The following is a 19,977-nucleotide window of genomic DNA, read 5'->3' as shown; positions in this document are numbered from 1 at the left end:
TCAATTGGTGCTATTAATGTTAAAAATAGGTAAGCCTTGGTAAAAAGACAGTGTATTTTGATTAATCTGAAGTAGCAGTTTTACCTGTAAATTTTTATTTTGTGACGTTGCGTACATAGATTTTGCCAGATTGAGTTCCATTATCGTAAACAAGCCCTTTTCATATTTTTTTTGTGCCACTCCAAAAGCCTGTTCTTGCGCCAAAATTTGTTTTTCGCTTTGAATAAGTTCCACGTTTAAGGCCTTGTTCTCCTGGACAAGTTGTTGTATGGCCTTAAAAATTTCCTGCTCCTGTATTTCAAGATTATTTTCTTCCCTCTTCAAAGCAATTTTCTGTTGTTTTATGGCAGAACGAGTAGACCAAGCATTAAAAATGGGAACATTAAGCGAAAAACCCACAAACCTTGAGGCATTGTCCTCAATTTGATTTTTAAATGGAATTGTAACTCCCAAGGTGTCCCTCGTAGTTTCATAAAAACCGGTTCCGTAACCAGTAGCAAACGACAGTGAAGGGTAGAGCCCTCCCCGGACAACACTCAGTTGTTTTTTAACCGCTTCGGTTCTATACTTTTGGGCCTTGAGAAGGGGAACAAAATCCTTGGCCAAGCCATAAATACTATCTGTCGACAGTTTGTTATCCACCAGTGTCTTGGGAACAATAGGGTTTATTTGTAAGGTATGGGCATTTTTCAGATTCATTTCCTGTATCAGACTAAGCTTTGCTGCCTGTAACAAATTTTCATTCTGGGTAACATTTAGTTGATCCGTGTACAATACGGATTCTGCCTCATACAGATCGGCCTTGGCCTTCAACCCTATTTCAATTTGTTTACTAGCCAGTTTAAAATTGTCTTCCGAGATGGTCAATTGCTCCTTTGAAATTGCCAGGAGACCCTCATAAAACTGAATATCGTGATAGGCCGTCATAATCCTTAGAGCCAGTAAAAATCGCTGCTGTTGTGATGTTTCCTGCGCAGCCTTATACAAAAGCTTTCTTGCCTTAATCGTGTGGACCTTTTGGAAGCCTCGAAAAAGATCTATTGAAGCGCTCAAGGAATAACCATTGGAAAAGAATTCGGTATCAATAATATCATTGGTATTCGGATCTGTAGATCTACCATATCGAATATTATAATCGGCAAAACCATTAACACTAGGAAGCATATCCCTTATTGCCTGATTATAATTCTCTTTACCAGAATCTTCCTGATATTGATAATCCAGCAACGTAAGATTGTGCTCCAAGGCATAGGAGATGCAATTCTCCAAGGTCCAGTTCTCCTGGCCAGTGACGACAACACTGATAAACAAAAACAAAAGAAGCAATTTTCCTTCAATAAAATTCATAATACAAACAGGGTTAAAAAAATCACCAATCCGACCACTATGTCAAGACATCGTCAAAGTACCCTATTCCAAGTCCATGCCAAATAATTATATTATTGATTTACAGTAAGTTAACTCATATTTAATAAACATAATAAATTCTATTGTAAAATAGTTGTACAACAATTGTCCAATATTTGGACACTTTTAATGGAGTTAAACTTAGATATTGTAGTTTTGATAAAGGGAGTAATTGTCCAAGTGATAGTATAAGGATAAGAAGTAAACTAGATTCAATGCCAAACTTCAGTACGAACAACATACAAATATCTACCCTACTTCTTATAAAGAAAGAGGCGAAATATATAAAAGCCAATCAACAAAAAGAAAAATTGCCTTATCATCAAAATTATGGTCGAAGGAAAAATATTAGTAATAGACGACAATAAAAGTGTTTTGAGTGCCTTGGAAATCTTGTTGCAATTTGAATACACCAACATCACCAGCATTACCAATCCCAATCAATTGTCTTCCTTTCCCGACTTAAGCTCGATTGACGTAGTCCTCTTGGATATGAATTTTTCTGCCGGAGTAAATACGGGAAATGAAGGGTTATTTTGGTTAAAGGAAATCAAGAAAAAGGCACCTCTTACCGCAGTTATCATGATGACCGCCTATGGGGCGGTAGAACTAGCGGTACAGGCGCTTAAAGAGGGAGCATCCGATTTTATTCTCAAACCTTGGAACAACGATAAGTTCCTGGCAACGGTAAAAGCGGCTTATATGCTTCGCAAATCCCAGAAAGAAATCAGTAAATTAAAACAAAAGGAAAGTAATTTAAAGCAGGTAATTAATCAGGACAAAAATTATATTATTGGTAATTCCAGGGCACTCACCGCCGTTTTAAACCTTACCAATAAGGTGGCCAAAACCGATGTAAATGTTTTAATCACAGGAGAAAATGGTACCGGCAAAGAACTGATTGCCCGCCAACTGCACCGAATGTCTCCTAGACAAAATGAAGTTTTCATCTCGGTCGATATGGGGTCTATATCTGAAAATTTATTTGAAAGTGAGCTATTTGGCCACCTTAAAGGATCGTTTACCGATGCCAAGGACGATAGGACCGGAAAATTTGAAGCTGCCAATGGAGGTACCTTGTTTTTGGATGAGATAGGCAACCTATCCCTACAAATGCAGGCCAAATTACTTTCGGCCATTCAGAATAAGGTAATAGTACGGGTGGGCTCCAACAAGCCCATTCCTGTAGATATTAGATTGGTCTGTGCCACCAATGGCAATTTGGAACAAATGGTAACCGACGGTCTCTTTAGAGAGGATCTTTTATATCGAATAAACACTATACATATTCAAGTTCCAGCACTACGGGACAGGGGGGATGACATTTTGATCCTCGCTGATTTTTATCTAAAAAAATATAGCGCCAAGTATGCAAAACATGGACTCCGAATAAACGATATTGCCGAAGAAAAGTTGATGCATTACTCATGGCCGGGAAATGTGAGGGAACTACAGCACACTTTGGAAAGGGCGGTAATTCTGTGTGAAGGAAATATTCTGAAACCTACCGATTTTATATTGAATGCGAAACCATCCCAACTAATGCCCACAGGACCTAAAACCTTGGAGGAAATGGAACAAATTATGATTGCAAACGCCTTGCAAAGCCATGACGGCAACTATAGTGCAGCGGCGGCACAATTGGGGATATCCAGGCAAACGCTCTACAATAAAATTAAAAAACAGGATACCAATGGTTAGTAAAAACTTCTATTTCCAAACCATAGGCCGAGTAGTCTTTATTACCGCCACATCCTTAATGCTCGCCTTTCTATTGGTCCGGGAAAACTATGTTTTTAGTGTTCTAACCTTAATTGCACTAGTACTTCAGGCCTTTTATTTAATAAAATATGTAAATGAGACCAACAGAAAAATAGCCTATTTCTTCGATGCTATAAAGAATGAGGATTTCACCCTTAGATTTCCCGAAAAATTGACACTTAAATCTCTTGAAGAGCTTAATCATAGCTTGAATATGCTAAATGAAATGATTCAAAAAATTCATTTAAAAAATCAGACCCAAGAACGATTTTACCAAGAGATCTTAAAACAAGCCGATATTGGCATTTTAGCGATCAACAACAAAGGACATATCCTTTTTGCCAATCCCAGATTGGAGCATATGCTAAATTATACGCCACTTAACCATATTAAACAACTATCCCAAATTGATGAAAATCTCTATCGTATCTTTAGTGAATTGAAGCCTTTTGAACGTCGCATGTTTCAATTGACCAATGAACGTGAAAAAATTGATTTGGCGATAAAATCCTCATCCTTCAATTTGGATGGACAAGAGTTATTATTGGTAGTTATCCAGGACATCCATCAGGAATTGGACGAAAAGGAAACCGAATCCTGGACCAAATTAATTAGGGTCCTGACCCATGAGATTATGAACTCCATTACACCGATAACCTCCATTTCCGATTCCATTTTAAAATATTACCAAAAAGGAGATAGTACACCTGAAGATGGCTCCGAATATCAAAAGCGCTTTAACAACACCATAAAGGGGTTGGAAGTCATTAAGGATCAAGGGGCGAACCTAATGAGTTTTGTACAATCTTACAGAAGCTTTTTGAACGTTCCTGTACCGGATAAAAAAATTGTATTGGCTCAAAGCTTGTTGGAAAAAGTAAAACTACTGGTAAGCCAAAATCCCGAATTTTCAAACACCTCCATTGAATTGCAAATAGCGACTCCATCCCTGGAGCTTTTTATAGATGAAAAACAAATTACACAAGTATTGATCAATTTATGTAAAAATGCCTTACAATCCCTATCCAATCAAGAAAACAGTTCCATAAAATTAATCGCCGGTATAGACCCCGCAGGAGAGAAATACATTGAAGTGGAGGACAATGGCCCAGGAATACCGCATGAATTGATCAACGAGATCTTTGTACCTTTTTTTACAACCAAGAATTCGGGAACAGGGGTAGGATTAAGCCTTTCAAAACAAATATTAAGAATGCACGGCGGCAATTTAAAAGTGAAATCAATACCTGAAAAGAATACCACTTTTACATTGTTTTTTTAGGCCCAACCTTACTATTAAATAATTCCCAAGCTCTATTTTTGTAATAAACCCACCTTCCTATGGATTATTTTACCATTGCCACAGTACTTATATTTCTTTCCGCCGCCTTTGGCTACCTCAATGTTAGATTTCTAAAACTTCCTAATTCCATTGGGCTAATGTTGATCACTATTTTATTTACCCTCGCGGTGTTTGCTATAAGCGGCGTTAATGACACTTTGTTGAATGCAGAAAAATACATCATAACCCATATCGATTTTAGAACTGTCCTAATGGATGTTATGTTGAGCTTTCTTCTGTTCGCAGGGGCATTGCACACTAATTTCGAACAGCTTAAAGTACAAAGATGGCCCGTATTTGCATTTGCTACCCTTGGGGTGGTAGTCTCTACGTTTCTAGTAGGAACAGCCATGTACTATATTTTGCAAACTACAGGTCTACAGATAGATTATATTTACTGCCTACTATTTGGAGCCCTTATATCCCCTACAGACCCTATTGCCGTACTGGGAATTTTAAAAAAAGCAGGAGTACCCAAAAAATTGGAAACCAAAATTGTTGGCGAATCCCTGTTCAACGATGGGGTGGGTGTGGTCGTATTCTTGACCATTTTTCAGATAGCTTCCTTTGGAAGTAGTGAAATGGGAGCGAGCGACATATTTAAATTGTTTGGTCAAGAAGTAATAGGGGGGCTTTTTTTAGGACTTCTTCTTGGATGGGTCACCTTTAGACTTATGAAGTCTATAGATGATTACGACATAGAGGTTATAATTACCTTAGCGGCCGTTATGACCGGTACCGTCATAGCACATCAACTTCATCTTTCTGCACCCTTGGCCATGGTTACGGCCGGATTAATTGTAGGCAATGACAAAGTAAGGAACACGGCCATGTCCGAGAATACAGAAATCTATGTGGATAAATTTTGGGAATTGCTGGATATCCTTTTGAACACCGTCCTATTTGTTCTTATAGGAATGGAAATTTTGGTCCTTACGATTGAACTTAATTATTTTATTGCAGGTTTAATAGCTATTCCCATTGTATTGACATGTAGGTATCTATCTCTTTTACTCCCCATTAATTTCTTTAAGAAAAAATTGGATTTTGTCCCCAACACCAACCTTATTATGACCTGGGGCGGCCTAAGAGGTGGCATTTCCATAGCCTTGGCATTGGGGCTGACCGCTGAAATGCACAGGGACCTTTTCCTTGTTGTTACCTATGTAGTGGTAGTTTTTTCTATTCTGGCGCAGGGCTTGACCGTTGGAAAACTAGTAAAGAAATTGTCCGGGGAACCATAATCCCACCACTAGGCCATAGCTTCCAAAGCCAACCATGCCATTAATCCGCCTCCTATTTCCAAAGCCGATTCGTCTATATTAAAGGTAGGTGTATGCAATCCGGAAGTAATGCCCTCTTGTGTATTCCCTACTCCCAATAAATAAAAGCAGGCTTGGTTCTTTTGGGTATAATAAGCAAAATCCTCTGCAGCCATCCATAGATCCAAATCTACCACATTATCTTCTCCCAGGAACAATATTGCACCTTGTTTCATGGAATTGGTCAGGGCTACATCATTTTTTAAATGTGGATAACCCTTAGGAATATCCACTATGCATTCTGCGCCCATCCCCTCTGCTATGGATTTTACCATCTTAGTCAGTTTTTCTATAGCCTCTGATCTCCATTCCTCATCGTAGGTTCTGAAAGTACCTTCAATGGTTACCTTGTCCGGTATTACATTATTGGCTCCATCCCCAATAATACGGCCAAAGGATAATACACTGGGGGTTTTGGGCGATGCCATTCTACTTACCACTTGTTGGGCCGCTACAATTATATGGGAAGCTATTAAAATGGGGTCTATGCATTCTTCCGGAACCGCAGCGTGCCCTCCCTTGCCAATCACAGTAATATAAATCTCATTCATACTGGCCATAAAAAGTCCTGGTCTGAAACCTACCTTACCAACAGGAAGATTTGGCATTACATGCTGTCCTAGATGGGGAATGGGGCCTAAGGAGGTATAGGCAGCCTCTTTCATGACCAAGGTGGCACCCCCTGGCATTATTTCCTCTCCCGGCTGAAATAACAATTTTACGGTTCCAGAAAATTCATTCCTAAGTTCAAAAAGTATTTTAGCGGTCAGCAACAAGGAAGTCATATGCACATCATGTCCACAGGCATGCATTACCCCAATGTTTTGAGAAGCGTAATCCACCGTATTTTCTTCATGTATGGGCAGAGCATCCATATCTGCCCTTAAAAGGATGGTTTTACCATTATCGGAACCATGAATAGTAGCCAATAAACCTGTTTCTGCAACAGATTGAATATGTTCTATTCCTATTCCCTTAAGTTGCTGCTGTATGTATTTACAAGTATCGTACTCATTAAAAGACAGTTCCGGGTGCTGGTGCAGATACCTCCTTACACTTACAAACGCTGGGCTATAGATATGTGCCAGTTCTTTTATTTTATCTTTCATATTCATACAAATTGTATTAAACCTAAATGTTCCTATCAAAATCTTTGCACCTTCCCTTGACAAGGGAAGGTGGCTTTTGGACCTTTTTCAGGGACAAAAGTCGGAAGGGATCCAACACAGAACTCCAAATGATCCCCCCAATTACCCCTACCCCTTCTTGGGGAAGCAGCCTTTTATTGGTTACACTCCTATTTCAATCCCCAATTATATAATTTAGAAACCCAGAACTGTTCCACTGTTTGTATGCTCCAGGTATATCCTCCACCATAAATACCTCTAGGCAAGGTGCTTTTTGGACAACTTCCATGCCTTCTTCTATACCCAAAACACTTAAAGCCGAGGCATAGGCGTCAGCCATACTTCCATTTGGGGCAATAGTCGTTACCTGTATATTGTTGTTTAGTGCCTTACCATTTCTTGGGTCAATAATATGGGAAAATCGCTTTCCATCAATTAAAACATACTGATACAAATCCCCGGAAGTGGCCACCGCCTGATTTTTCAACTTTAATTTTTGGAAAACCTCCTCCCCATTATTGTCAAAATAATTAAATCCCAAAATCCAAAACTCCTTATTGGGTGGGGCATCGCTGACGGTGATATCACCACCCATATCCACCAAGGCAGCCGTTATACCATGCCTTTTCAACAACTCTATTGCCTCATCGGCTGCAAACCCCTTGCCTATCCCTCCGACATCCAATTGCATACCTCCTTTCCTTAATCTTATAATATTCCCATCCAAGAATTCCAAATTGTTATAGCCTATCCTTTTCAAGGCAGACTGTATCTCTTCAATTAACGGAAGTTGACCATTTTTCCGAGCCTTACGCCAAAGTTCAATTAATGGTCCCAAGGTAATATCAAAGGCACCCTTAGTATTTGCGGAAAAGTCCCCTGAAATCTGCAATAGCCGAAACAGATCATTACTTACAGCCACATTTTTATTTGGACTTCTGCTAAGTCTGTTAATCTCACTCTGAGGTAGGTAGTTGCTTAAAGTGCCATTCAGTTCGTCTATTCTATTGAACACTAATTGTGCAATGGAATCTGCCCTTACCTCATCGCTATCCTTATCGTAGAATATCAAACCAATTTGGGTCCCCATTTGCTGATGGGTAAATTGAAACCGTGTTTGGGCTATTAGCAAAGAACACTTGAGAAATAGACAAATATAAATTAGGAAGCAGAAAGCTCTAATCATGTTAGGGAATTGTAAATTCGTCCACAAAATTACTGTATACTATCCACAATACTGTCCTTCTGGATAAATTCTGTTTTTAGTTCCGGGTCAATTCCGTAGTCCAGTTGCAAATTGGGCAATGCCTCCTTAAGCTGCGCAAATCCATCCCCGGAAATTTGGGTCTCCCACACATAAAGACTTTTTAACCCTTTCAAATCCTTTAGAACGGCGACACTTTTATCGGTAATACCAGTTTCATAAGCCTTTAGCACTCTCAATTGGGCAAGGCCCGACAATTTAATAAATTCCGCATCGGTGATGGGGGTACGGTCCACTTCCAACCATTCCAGATTTTTGCACATGGCCACCAGTTCCATTTCCTTTTCACCAATAGGGATACCGCTTAGATCCAATTCAATGATATTGTTCGAAATACGTTTTAAATCCGTAATATTCTTAGAATTGTAATCTGGTGGTAAAAACACGGAAATACTCAACGCCTGTGAATTACTGCTGATCCTTTTTATGGTAATGTAATCCGAAGCCAAATTTTGCAGGGTGCTATCCATTACTTTAGGAAGTTTTGCCCATGAATTTGTGGTTCCACTATCCATCATTTTTTTGACCAACCCCACCAGAGGCTCACTGTTGTCCAAATCGCTTAACTTTAAGGTGTCCGAGGCACCCAAGGCTATCCAACGTTCCAATATCTGTATTTCATTATCGGATAACGGTTTTTTGCCTTCAGGAGGCATATGCTCCTCATCCTCCACAGGCAAATGTAGACGCCTGATCAATTCACTGTTCACAGGGTCACCTATGACCAAAGCCGGCCCACTTTCACCGCCTTTTATTAATTCGTCAATACTGGTCATTAAAAGCTCCCCTTTTGTCTTGTTGGGATTATGACAACCTATACAACTGTTGTCCAAGACCCTGTGCACTATATGTTCATAAATCAGCGGGTTTTCGGGAATTTTTTCCAATTTCTTGCTTTTTGGCCAAGCGAGAAAATCCTCCCCATGGGTAATCATTCCCCCGTAATGGCCAGTGAGTCCCACTAGTAGAATCAATACTACTTGTATTCCCTTGACCAAATAGGTTTGTTGCAAATGATTGTTGCTCAGCCAATACCATACCACCGCCAAGAAAGCCACTCCTGCCCCCATCCATTGGTGCCAAAAAATAAGATCGCCCTTGGGAGCGGACTCCGTTCCCAAAAAGAATCCGGTAATGGCAGTAACCAATGCGGAAAGGGTTGCAATCGTAAGCAGAACATTGGGGACTATTCTATTGAAAAGCCCAAGTGCAGCCGCCATTAACAACAGTACTATAGGGAAATGCAGAATCAGAGGATGCCAGCGCCCCATCCAGGCCACAAGACCGGGAAGATCTATAAAAGATTCAAAAATTAAACAGAAAATAAGAAATATGGTAAGACCGAAAATAACATAATCGACCCAAGGAGAATTATTTTTTTGAGCCATATACTATGTTAAAATATCATTTACAACATTACCGGCAACATCCGTGAGCCTAAACCTGCGTCCCTGGTATTTATAGATCAATTGTTCATGATCCAAGCCTAAATTATTCATGATAGTGGCATGAAAATCGTTGATATGCACTGGATTTTTCACAATATTATACCCAAATTCATCGGTTTCCCCATAGGTAATACCCGGTTTTATTCCACCACCTGCCATCCATATACTAAAAGCTCTGGGGTGATGGTCCCTACCGTAATTTTTTGGGTCGAAATTACCTTGACAATAATTGGTCCTTCCAAACTCTCCTCCCCAAATGACCAAGGTATCCTCCAACATGCCGCGTTGTTTTAGGTCCAAAATAAGTGCTGCGGATGCCTGATCCACATCCTTGGCCTGTCCTGCCATTTCATTGGGCAGATTACCGTGCTGATCCCAACCTTGGTGGTACAACTGTATAAAACGCACTCCGTTCTCAGCTAGCCTTCGGGCCTGAAGGCAATTGGCCGCATAAGTACCGGGTACCTGGGATTCCTCACCGTATAATTTTATAATGGATTCCGGTTCTTTTTTAATATCCATAACATCGGGTACCGACATTTGCATCCTATAGGCCATTTCATACTGGGCAATTCTAGATTCTATCTCATCGTCCCCAGTTTCAACATGATGAATTTTATTGAGTGAAGAGACGTGATCCAATAAATGCCGCTTATCGGAACGGGAAAGTCCCTCAGGATCGTTCAAATAAAGAACCGGATCCTTACCGGAACGCAACAATACCCCCTGATGTTTGGAATCCAGGAACCCACTGGACCATAATTTGGAGTATAGGCCCTGGCTATTGCCCTTACCCCTGGAGGTAAGCACCACAAAAGAAGGCAAGTTTTGATTTTCACTGCCCAAACCATAGCTCATCCAAGAACCCATACTAGGTCTTCCGGATTGCTGGCTCCCAGTCTGAAAAAAGGTAATGGCCGGATCGTGGTTGATTGCCTCGGTATGCATACTTTTAACAATACATATCTCGTCCGCAATTTTCGCAATATGAGGAAAAAATTCGCTTACCCATGCACCACTTTTACCATGTTGGGAAAATTTGGCGGCCGAAGGCATTAATGGGAATTTATCCTGGCCAGCGGTCATACCGGTAAGTCGCTGTCCGTTACGTATAGATTCCGGTAAATCCTCTCCCATACGTTTGACCAGGGTTGGCTTATAATCAAACGACTCCAATTGGGATGGGGCCCCGGATTGAAACAAATAGATTACCCGTTTAGCCTTTGGGGCAAAATGGGGAATACCAAGAGGCTGGCTGGCCACAGGCCCCTTACCTCCTTTGAACAGGTCTGGAATCAATAAAGACCCTAGGGCCAAAGAACCGATTCCCACACTTAATTGGGAAAAAAAGTGCCTACGGTTTACCTTAAGTGGATTTTCAGATTTTGATTTGTCTTCTTCCATAATAGTTATTCTTTGGTAATTGTTTCATCTAGATTGTAGATTACCTGGGCCGTCAACATCAGCGCAGCTGTCTTTGCTGGATCCGTATCCAACCTCTTATATTCTCCCTGGGCAATCAATTTCTCGGCATTTTCCTTGCTGTTCAGGAAATTCTCCAGGGCATCCGTATAATATTCCTCCAAAACCTTCTTTTCTTCTTCCTTGGGATGCCTTACCAATATGCGTTGAAAGACCGTGGTAACCCATTGTTGCGGATCTTGAATTTCCGCGATGATATTTTCCGAAAGTACCCGTGCAGCTTCCAACATCTGAACATCGTTTTGAAGTGCCAATGCCTGTAAGGGCGTATTGGTCTTTTGGCGCCTGACTTCACAGATATCCCTGTTGGGCGCATCAAAAATGGACATACTGGGTGGTGGCAAGGTCCTTTTCCACAACGTATACAAAGAACGTCTGTACAGTTTATCGCCTTCATCGGCCACATAGGTGGTAAGCACCCCCCTATTGCCACCGGCATTGGTCTCCTCCCAAAGCCCTGGGGGCTGGTAAGGTTTTACACTGGGGCCACCGATCTCTCTATTCAGCAAACCGCTGGTGGCCAGAACGTAGTCCCGAATGATCTCCCCGCTCATCCTAAATCTGGGAGCCCTGGAAAGCCACTTGTTATCGGGGTCCGCCTTTTTGGACTCCTCGGTAGCTATGCTACTTTGCTGATAGGTAGCGGATAGCATTATTTTTTTCAACAGATATTTGATGTCCCAGCCGTGTTCCATAAAATCCCTGGCCAACCAGTCCAACAATTGTGGATGGGTGGGAAGACTGCCCTGAACCCCGAAATCCTCCGAAGTTTCCACAAGTCCTTTCCCGAACAACATCCCCCAGATCCTGTTTACAAAGACCCTAGAGGTCAATGGATTGTTTTCATCGGTCACCCATTGGGCCAGCCCCAATCTGTTTTTTGGAAGATCTTCGGAAAAGGGAAGGATTATTTCAGGGGCATTGGGACTCACCTCCTCTCCCGGACTATCATATTCCCCACGATTGAAAATGTAGGTTGTTCTGGGCATGGAATCGTTCATCACCATCACCTTCACGGCTTCCCCTTCGGCCTTATTGACGAAGGACAGAACTCCGCTGGTCTCCTCATCGGTAATGGTCATAAAGGGAGCATCGGCAAAATATTTCTGATTGGCCGCCTGTACGGCATCCATACGTAACCCTTTTTCATCCACATTGTTGAAAAAGGAATAGATTTCAAAATAATCCTTCTGGGACAATTGATCGTATTTATGGTCATGGCATTTGGCACATTCCAAAGTAAGGCCCAAAATGCCTTTCCCCAAAGTATTGGTACGGTCCACCACATAATACGATTGGTATTCCTCCTGTATTACACCGCCTTCCTGGGTTATGGGGTGGTTCCTATTGAACCCGGTGGCAAGGATCTGCTCCTTGGTGGCATTGGGCATAAGGTCGCCCGCCAGTTGCACGCTCAAAAACTCATCGTAAGGCATATTGTTGTTAAAGGCATGGATCACCCAATCGCGCCAAGGCCACATACTCCTATAACTATCGTCCTGGTAGCCATGGGAATCCGCATATCTGGCAACATCGAGCCATACCTGCGTCATCCGCTCCCCATAGCTGGGGGAGTCCAAAAATTCATCTATGGCCCGCTCCAGAACATCCGCAGAGGTATTGTTGAGAAATCGATCCACCTGATCGGCATTGGGGGGAAGGCCTGTAAGGTCCAGGCTCATTCTCCTGACCAGTGTATGTTCCTCCGCTTTTGCCGAAGGGACCAGATTGTTCTCCTCCAATTTCTCCGAAATAAAGGCATCTATTTCGTTTTGGATCCAATCCGTCAATTCAGTTTTTGGCAGTTCAGCTTTTTTAGGAGGTATAAAGGCCCAGTGCTTGGCAAACTTGGCACCCTGCTCTATCCATTTTCGCAATAGCTTCTTTTCATAGGAATTCAATGCCAATTGTGAATCCGGTGGGGGCATAAGCTTTTTGGGGTCATCGGAGACCACGTGTTGGTACAATAGACTATTACCCGGTTTACCCGATACTATGGCATATTTTCCCGGATTCTCCGGCAATTCCGAAAATGCGGCCTCTTCCAGGTCCAGGCGTAGACCGGCCTTCCGCTTATTGGCGTCCGGGCCATGGCACGTATAGCAATTATCAGAAAGTATAGGCTTTATGTGGAAATTATAATCGACCACCTCCGGTAATTTCTGGTTAACATACCCATCTTGGGGGGATGTGAAAAACCCCGATTTAAATGCGAACAGCAAACCTAACAGGCCCAACAAAATTATTACTATACCTATTTTCTGTTTCATTAGGGAACTAAATTTTCATTTATTTGATTACTAGGAGGAAAGAACTGTATTACACCTTACACACCTACGATGGGATACTGCTCCTCAATATACATATATGATATTATTTATACTAAAAATAGAAACATATTTTAATTAAAAGACCTAGACTAAGCTCATTTAACTTTAACCTGGACCAAATACCTATAATATCCCCTAGGCTTCCGGGCTATCAATACTTTTACATTCCCATTATTATGTCGGGACGATTTTGTTTTTCTGCAAATCTTGCCACCTCATCTTCAGTTATTGCCGTTCCCCAGACATACACACGCTTCAAACCCTTCATTTTTAAAAAGTTATCCAAACTGGATGCCGTAATTTTGGTTTGATATAGATTAAGTCCAGTTATACTTTGGATTCCGATAATTTCAGCAATACCCTTGTCTGTGATCGGATTTTTTTCCAGCTCCACTTTTTGAAGGTTTACAAATTGACCGATGGTCTTTAAATGTCTATCCTGCACATCGTTGTCCTTGAGGGAAAGCCAAATAATATTGTCCTTCATCGGAAGTAACATTTCCAGCTTCCCATCCAAGTCATCGCTATTCGAGGAATTAATAAAATTTGGGGGCAATACAACTTCATACAAACCCGATTCAAATATTAATTCCCGAACCTTAAATCCGGCACTCACAATATTTCCAATTACTTCCTCTTTCACTAGGCCCACCTTGGGCAAGGGGATTCCACTTTTGCCGGTCACATCTTCCAAACCTAACATAGTGGAAGCAATACTTGTTATTTCCTCAGGGGTTTCCAAATCGGCCAGCTTTACCCTGAAATCGGCATTGGCATTATCTATCCAAAAGGTCAATATTGATTTCTCTTCCCCAGTAAGAGGGGTCTTTCCTTCCGGAGGCATAAAATCCTCATCGTGTGGATCCAACATAATGCGTCTTATCATCTCGGATTTGGCAACATTACCTGCAATAAAAGCCTCCCCGTTTTTACCTCCCTTTTTTATAGCAATGGTATCCTGAAATGAGAGTCCTCCCTTTTTCTTACTGGAATTATGGCAACTGGTACACTTTGATTCAAGGATAGGATTTACCAAATAGTCATATACGGCAGCCTCCTCCAATTGGGCAATAGGTGGTAGAACAACCTTTTCCGATCTCCCGAAGGGTGCGTATTTTATCAAATAATCGCTTCCATGGGTTAAATTCCCTCCATAATGACCCGTAACGCTCACCAAAACCACCACTAATGTAAGGGCAACCATGTTGGGTTTTAGACCGTTTAATTGTGCTATCCTAAGCTTGCCGGAACGTATGCCCCAAGCAAAAAAAGTAATCAAGGTTGTCGCTAGCCCAAACCAAAAATGGGTATCCAACGTGCTTTCGTCATAGTCTCCGCTCAATGAAAGCATATATCCCAGTACACTGGCCACCAAGGCGCTTATACCACCACCCAACAAAGCCAAATCAATGGCCATGTACAGTTGGGGATTCTTATTCCAGCGCCCGTATAATTCCAGAACAAACGCAAAGAATAAAAAACCTATGGGCAAATGCACCACAAGTGGGTGAAATCTACCTAAAAACAATACAAAATCGGGCACACTACTATCCATTCCTAACTTTTAATACCACTTATAACTTATAACCTAAATAATCCCCATGCTTTAAGTAAGAATATCTTTCACCACATCTCCATGCACATCGGTTAGTCTAAACCGCCTACCCTGATGTTTATATGTCAACCTCTCGTGATCTATCCCAAAAAGATGTAATAAAGTAGCTTGAAAATCGTGGGTGTGTACTGGATCCTTAATAATATTATATCCAAAATCGTCTGTTTCACCGTAAGTAAATCCTGGTTTCACCCCTGCCCCTGCCATGAACATGGTAAAAGCTTTCGGGTGATGGTCCCTTCCGTAGTTGGTATTGGTCAACTGGCCTTGCGAATAGACCGTGCGTCCAAACTCTCCACCCCACACCACCAAGGTGTCCTCCAACATGCCCCTTTGTTTCAAATCTTTTATCAAGGCCGCAGTTCCCTGATCTGTGTTCTTGCTTTGATATTTTACACCCCCGGGACAATTGCCATGTTGATCCCAGCCCTGATGGTACAATTGTACAAATTTCACATCCTTCTCCAAAAGTTTACGGGCCATTAAACAATTTGCCGCATATGTTCCCGGGTTTCTACTATCTGGCCCATACAGGTCAAAAATATAGTCTGGTTCATCAGAAGTATCCGTAACTTCTGGAACGGAAGTCTGCATTCTATAGGCCATTTCGTACTGTGCTATTCGCGCATTAATTTCTGGATCCCCGTAGGCATCATAAGCTATCCCATTCAATTTTTTTAAATAATCCAACATCTGTCTACGATCATCACCGTCATAATTTTCGGGATCCCCCAAATAAAGCACCGGGTCTTTTCCGGAACGGAACTGCACCCCTTGATGCTCCGTTGGCAAAAAGCCATTGCCCCATAAACGGGAATACAAGGGTTGCCCTGAACCGTTTTTTGAGACTAAGGAAATAAAGGTTGGTAAATTATTATTGTCGGATCCCAGTCCGTAACTGATCCAAGATCCTATGGAGGGTCTTCCCGGCTGTTGACTCCCAGTTTGAAAAAAGGTTATGGCCGGATCATGGTTAATAGCATCGGTATGCATTCCTTTTATAAAACATAGATCATCCACCACCTCTGATAAATAGGGCATAGCATCACTGACCCAAGCCCTGGATTCCCCATACTGCTTAAAATTTAAGGTGGACGCAGCAATGGGAAAAGCCGTTTGATCCGCACTCATCCCCGTAAGACGCTGACCCGCCCTAATTGAATCCGGTAAATCCTGACCGAACATATCCTTAAGCTTTGGTTTATAATCGAACAGATCCAATTGTGAGGGCCCACCGCTTTGAAACAGATACACAATACGTTTGGCCTTGGGCAAATGATGTGGCAGTCCCAATTTATTTCTAGTGAAAGAACCTATGGAATTACTTGGATTTGCGACGGGGTTAACAGCACTCCAAACCTTTTCTGTATTCAATAAAGAACTAAGCGCAATAGCCCCGATCCCCAGGGAAGTCTTTTTAAAGAACTCCCTCCTATCCAATTGTCTTTCAATGCTCTGAAGATCCCGATTGTTAGACCTTAGTTTATTATGATGATCGCACATATCCTCCCGATTAATTATACTATTCTTTAACTTATTATCTTTTGGTAATACAGGCATCCCCATTCATAATGGTATTGGCCACCACCGCATTGGCAGCTACCATTGCCTTATCGTCCCCGTCCCCCAATTTAAATTCCCCTGTATTTAGCCATCCCTTTGTTCTTTCCAGGTTGGTCGCGAATTTTTTGTATTCCTTCTCTTGGAGCTCAACCAATAATTGCAGTTCATTGTCTTTTATTTTACGCCCAGTAAGCTGTCTAAAGACCTTGGAAACACCCAATTTTAAATTTTCCGCATCGCTAATGTGCTTGCCCAAAACCCTGGATGCCTCAATATAAGTGGGATCATTTAGCAACACCAAAGCTTGTAGGGGCGTATTGGTTTCCTGTCTCCTAATGGTGCATACATCACGTGCGGGAGCATCGAAAGTAGCCAAGGTAGGATGTGGCACGGAACGCTTCCAAATGGTATACATACTTCTTCGGTACAATTTATCCCCGGTATCCTGCCTATAGGTAGCGTTGTTTACCCGCCATAACCCTTCTGGTTGGTATGGACTTACACTTTCCCCTCCAATGCTTTTGTTCAACAATCCCGAACTGGCCAAAGCATTATCGCGCAGCATCTCCCCGGAGAGCCTCTTAGAAGGTCCTCTTGCCAAAAGTCTATTGTCCATATCCATTTCCATCAATTCCCCACTTACCATAGAAGATTGCCGATAGGTATGAGACATCACTATCAACTTCTGAATAGCCTTCACATCCCATCCTGAATCCCTAAACTCCAATGCCAGCCAATCCAGTAATTCGGGGTGACTCGGCATTTCACCCTGATTCCCAAAATCCTCCGAAGTCTTCACCAAGCCATTGCCAAAGTAGTGTTGCCAAAACCTGTTGACCGCCACTCTGGCCGTAAGTGGATGGTCCTCATGAAATAACCACTGCGCAAATCCCAATCGGTTTTTTGGGTATCCTTCCTGCATAGGCAGAATGGCTTCAGGGGTATTGGGAAACACTTCTTCCCCCCTGGCGTTATACACTCCTCGATCCAGTATATAGGACGGTACCGGTTCAGGGGTCTCCTCCATGACCATTACCTCCTTTACTTTTTCAACACTATCCACATAATTCTTGCGCAGTTCGTCCAATTTTCGGCCTTGCAATTGGGTTGCCACAGAGACCACTTTTAAATAGTGTTCCTGTAATAATTTTTTATCCCTGGACCCAATACTACCTGCCTCCTTTTTAATCAGTTCATTTAATTGGGGACTACCTGCCAATTGCATTACCTCAAGGGAAGACAGGTCCCTTTTATAAACCTTTATTTCATCGACCACGGCACCCTTTATCCCTTTCCCCCTTAATCGGGCTCCCAATTGCAACCCTGGTTCATTATTATTTCTAAAAAGAATGTCCTTATATAAATTATCGGTTTTCACCAGGGTCTCCATTTCCTTGCCATTAACAAATAGCTTGTATCCGTCTGCCTTACTAGACCCGTCGTAGGTAATGGCAAAATGAACCCATTGGTCCCTTGGAAATGGTGCTGCGGCAATTTCCACAATGGCATTGTTCGGGGCAGTATGGGCCATCATCAGTTCCAACTTATTGTCCACAATCTTAAGATGATATCCACGCCAATTGTACAAAATAGCGCCATCGCCTTTGTGAAAAATATTTCCGTTCTCAATATTTGAGGGTATATTGGCCCATAGACTTATACTAAAGGCATCATTTCTTCCAAAAACACCCGTTTTTCTTAAATCCAACCACGTATCTCCATCAAAAAGAACCCCTTTACCTTGTTTTCCGCTCGAAAGATTTATTTTTTGCCCTTCGGTGCCCTCCCGTTTCATAGTTCCCTTTTGATTTGGATCGATAACATTGCGCAAACTTTGATCATTGAGATCAAAATAGGCCGTCAATCCTCTCGAAGGGACTTTGGCCCCAATGGATTTATATTGTTTCTCGGATAACCATTTATCAAAATTTACAGCAACCTCCCGCTGTTCCACTTTCTTTATTTCCACCTCCGTCTCCTGAATAAGCTGCTTCATATAGGAAAGTACCTTTTCCTCCTCTTCGGTGGTCAACATTAAGGTGGGTACCGGGGTGGCATCATTCCATGAAATTTGCCCCGACTCGTTCACATTATTAAAAAAACTGGTAAGTTCATAAAAATTCTTATGGGATATGGGATCGTATTTATGATCGTGACATCTGGCACAGGCCACGGTAAGCCCCATAAAAGCCTGTCCAACTGTACTGGCCCTATCCACCGCATATTCCACCAAAAACTCTTCATTTACAATGCCACCCTCCATGTTTTGTGGATGAACACGGTTAAAAGCTGTGGCCAATATTGATTCCCGAGTGGGATTTTCAATTAGATCCCCTGCCAGTTGCCATGTTAAAAACTGCTCATAGGACATGTTTTTATTAAAGGCATCTATCACCCAATCCCGCCAAGGCGACATGTCCCGATAACGGTCTACACTGTATCCGTGTGTATCCGCAAAACGGGCCAAATCCATCCAATCCAAGGCCATTTGTTCACCGTAATGGGGAGAGTCCAACAATTTATCAACCTCTTTTTCATATGCTTCGGAAGAAGGGTCCTCCAAAAAGGAATCCATATCCTGCAAAGTTGGTGGCAAGCCTGTTAAATCCAGATACAATCTCCTCAACAATAATTCATTATCGGCCTTAGGGGAGAACTGCAATTTATCCTGTTCCAAGCGGGCCAACACAAAATTATCAATAGCATTTTCTACCATGTCCCTGCCCTTAACTTCCGGTACAGGGTATTTTTTTGGTTTAATAAAGGCCCAGTGATCTTTATATTCGGCACCTTGTTCAATCCATTTTATTAAAACGGCTTTTTCATGGTCGGACAAGCTCAGGTGGGAATCAGGTTCCGGCATTACATAGTTGGGGTCGTCCGATAAAATTCTGTGAAACACCTCACTTTTTCTTAAACTCCCTGGTGTTAAGGCAAACTTTCCCGGGGATTCCTTTAGCTCCCTATAAGCTGCTTCAGGGGTATGCAACTGAAGGTCGGCCTTTATTTTTGCTTTGTCCGGGCCATGACATATAAAGCATTTATCAGAAAGAATAGGCTTTACGTGCAGATTAAAATCTATATCCTTTGGTAATCTATCATATTCCAGTGATACCAATTCGGGCAATTCGGGGCCGCCACAGGATATAACCGATAAAACCCAAGCATAAACTAAAATATTCCTAATAATTGCCATATACCATCATACTATTAGCACTTTTTCAAAGATAAAATTTAAGGATTCATTTTTCACATCCAAATCAGTTCAAGTCTTGCACATTTCCGACATTGTTATTTCAACAATATATAATTTATC

Annotated in this window: 12 protein-coding genes; 3 read left to right on the top strand and 9 right to left on the bottom strand. The window is 41.9% G+C overall.

Features of this window, described 5'->3' with window-relative positions:
- The gene (locus C7972_RS02995; RefSeq protein ID WP_110354695.1) at positions 1 to 1,347 is read right to left on the bottom strand and encodes a TolC family protein; all 1,347 of its coding nucleotides are present in this window, start codon (positions 1,345 to 1,347) and stop codon (positions 1 to 3) included.
- Positions 1,348 to 1,737: 390 nt separating this feature from the next.
- On the opposite strand from C7972_RS02995, the gene C7972_RS02990 reads away from it, so the two are divergent.
- The 3 genes from C7972_RS02990 to C7972_RS02980 are packed head-to-tail and all read left to right on the top strand — an operon-like array spanning position 1,738 to position 5,754.
- Positions 1,738 to 3,108 carry a sigma-54 dependent transcriptional regulator gene (locus C7972_RS02990; protein ID WP_110354694.1) on the top strand — a complete coding sequence of 457 codons (1,371 nt, stop codon included), beginning with the start codon at positions 1,738 to 1,740 and terminating at the stop codon, positions 3,106 to 3,108.
- A complete protein-coding gene (locus tag C7972_RS02985; protein WP_110354693.1) occupies positions 3,101 to 4,450 on the top strand; it encodes a PAS domain-containing sensor histidine kinase in 1,350 nt (449 codons plus the stop codon). Before C7972_RS02990 ends, C7972_RS02985 begins: the two co-directional genes overlap by 8 nt.
- Before the next feature lie 59 nt (positions 4,451 to 4,509).
- Complete coding sequence (locus C7972_RS02980) at positions 4,510 to 5,754, top strand: sodium:proton antiporter (protein WP_110354692.1); 1,245 nt, start codon at positions 4,510 to 4,512, stop codon at positions 5,752 to 5,754.
- Between the two features lie 8 nt (positions 5,755 to 5,762).
- Here C7972_RS02980 and C7972_RS02975 read toward each other — a convergent pair whose 3' ends face one another.
- The 8 genes from C7972_RS02975 to C7972_RS02935 all read right to left on the bottom strand — a co-directional run bounded on the left by C7972_RS02975 (position 5,763) and on the right by C7972_RS02935 (position 19,857).
- Positions 5,763 to 6,941 carry a M20 family metallopeptidase gene (locus tag C7972_RS02975; protein WP_220020850.1) on the bottom strand — a complete coding sequence of 393 codons (1,179 nt, stop codon included), beginning with the start codon at positions 6,939 to 6,941 and terminating at the stop codon, positions 5,763 to 5,765.
- A 193-nt stretch (positions 6,942 to 7,134) separates the two neighbouring features.
- Positions 7,135 to 8,049 carry an FAD:protein FMN transferase gene (locus C7972_RS02965; protein ID WP_181422801.1) on the bottom strand — a complete coding sequence of 305 codons (915 nt, stop codon included), beginning with the start codon at positions 8,047 to 8,049 and terminating at the stop codon, positions 7,135 to 7,137.
- 125 nt (positions 8,050 to 8,174) lie between these two features.
- The gene (locus tag C7972_RS02960) at positions 8,175 to 9,611 is read right to left on the bottom strand and encodes a c-type cytochrome domain-containing protein (protein ID WP_110354688.1); all 1,437 of its coding nucleotides are present in this window, start codon (positions 9,609 to 9,611) and stop codon (positions 8,175 to 8,177) included.
- Positions 9,612 to 9,614: 3 nt separating this feature from the next.
- Positions 9,615 to 11,075 carry a DUF1501 domain-containing protein gene (locus tag C7972_RS02955; RefSeq protein ID WP_110354687.1) on the bottom strand — a complete coding sequence of 487 codons (1,461 nt, stop codon included), beginning with the start codon at positions 11,073 to 11,075 and terminating at the stop codon, positions 9,615 to 9,617.
- Positions 11,076 to 11,080: 5 nt separating this feature from the next.
- Positions 11,081 to 13,423, bottom strand: a complete 2,343-nt coding sequence (locus C7972_RS02950; RefSeq protein WP_110354686.1) for a PSD1 and planctomycete cytochrome C domain-containing protein — start codon at positions 13,421 to 13,423, stop codon at positions 11,081 to 11,083.
- Positions 13,424 to 13,643: 220 nt separating this feature from the next.
- Positions 13,644 to 15,038, bottom strand: coding sequence for a DUF2231 domain-containing protein (locus C7972_RS02945; protein ID WP_110354685.1), 1,395 nt, complete (start codon positions 15,036 to 15,038; stop codon positions 13,644 to 13,646).
- A gap of 51 nt (positions 15,039 to 15,089) precedes the next feature.
- Complete coding sequence (locus C7972_RS02940) at positions 15,090 to 16,601, bottom strand: DUF1501 domain-containing protein (RefSeq protein ID WP_110354816.1); 1,512 nt, start codon at positions 16,599 to 16,601, stop codon at positions 15,090 to 15,092.
- A 34-nt stretch (positions 16,602 to 16,635) separates the two neighbouring features.
- Positions 16,636 to 19,857 (bottom strand): DUF1553 domain-containing protein, encoded by a 3,222-nt coding sequence (locus C7972_RS02935; RefSeq protein ID WP_110354684.1) that lies wholly within the window; start codon positions 19,855 to 19,857, stop codon positions 16,636 to 16,638.
- Between the last annotated feature and the right edge of the window lie 120 nt (positions 19,858 to 19,977).

The organism is Arenibacter sp. ARW7G5Y1 (assembly GCF_003201775.1).
In the GTDB taxonomy this organism is placed as follows: Bacteria; Bacteroidota; Bacteroidia; order Flavobacteriales; family Flavobacteriaceae; genus Arenibacter.
This window is presented reverse-complemented; position numbering and strand designations above follow the sequence as displayed.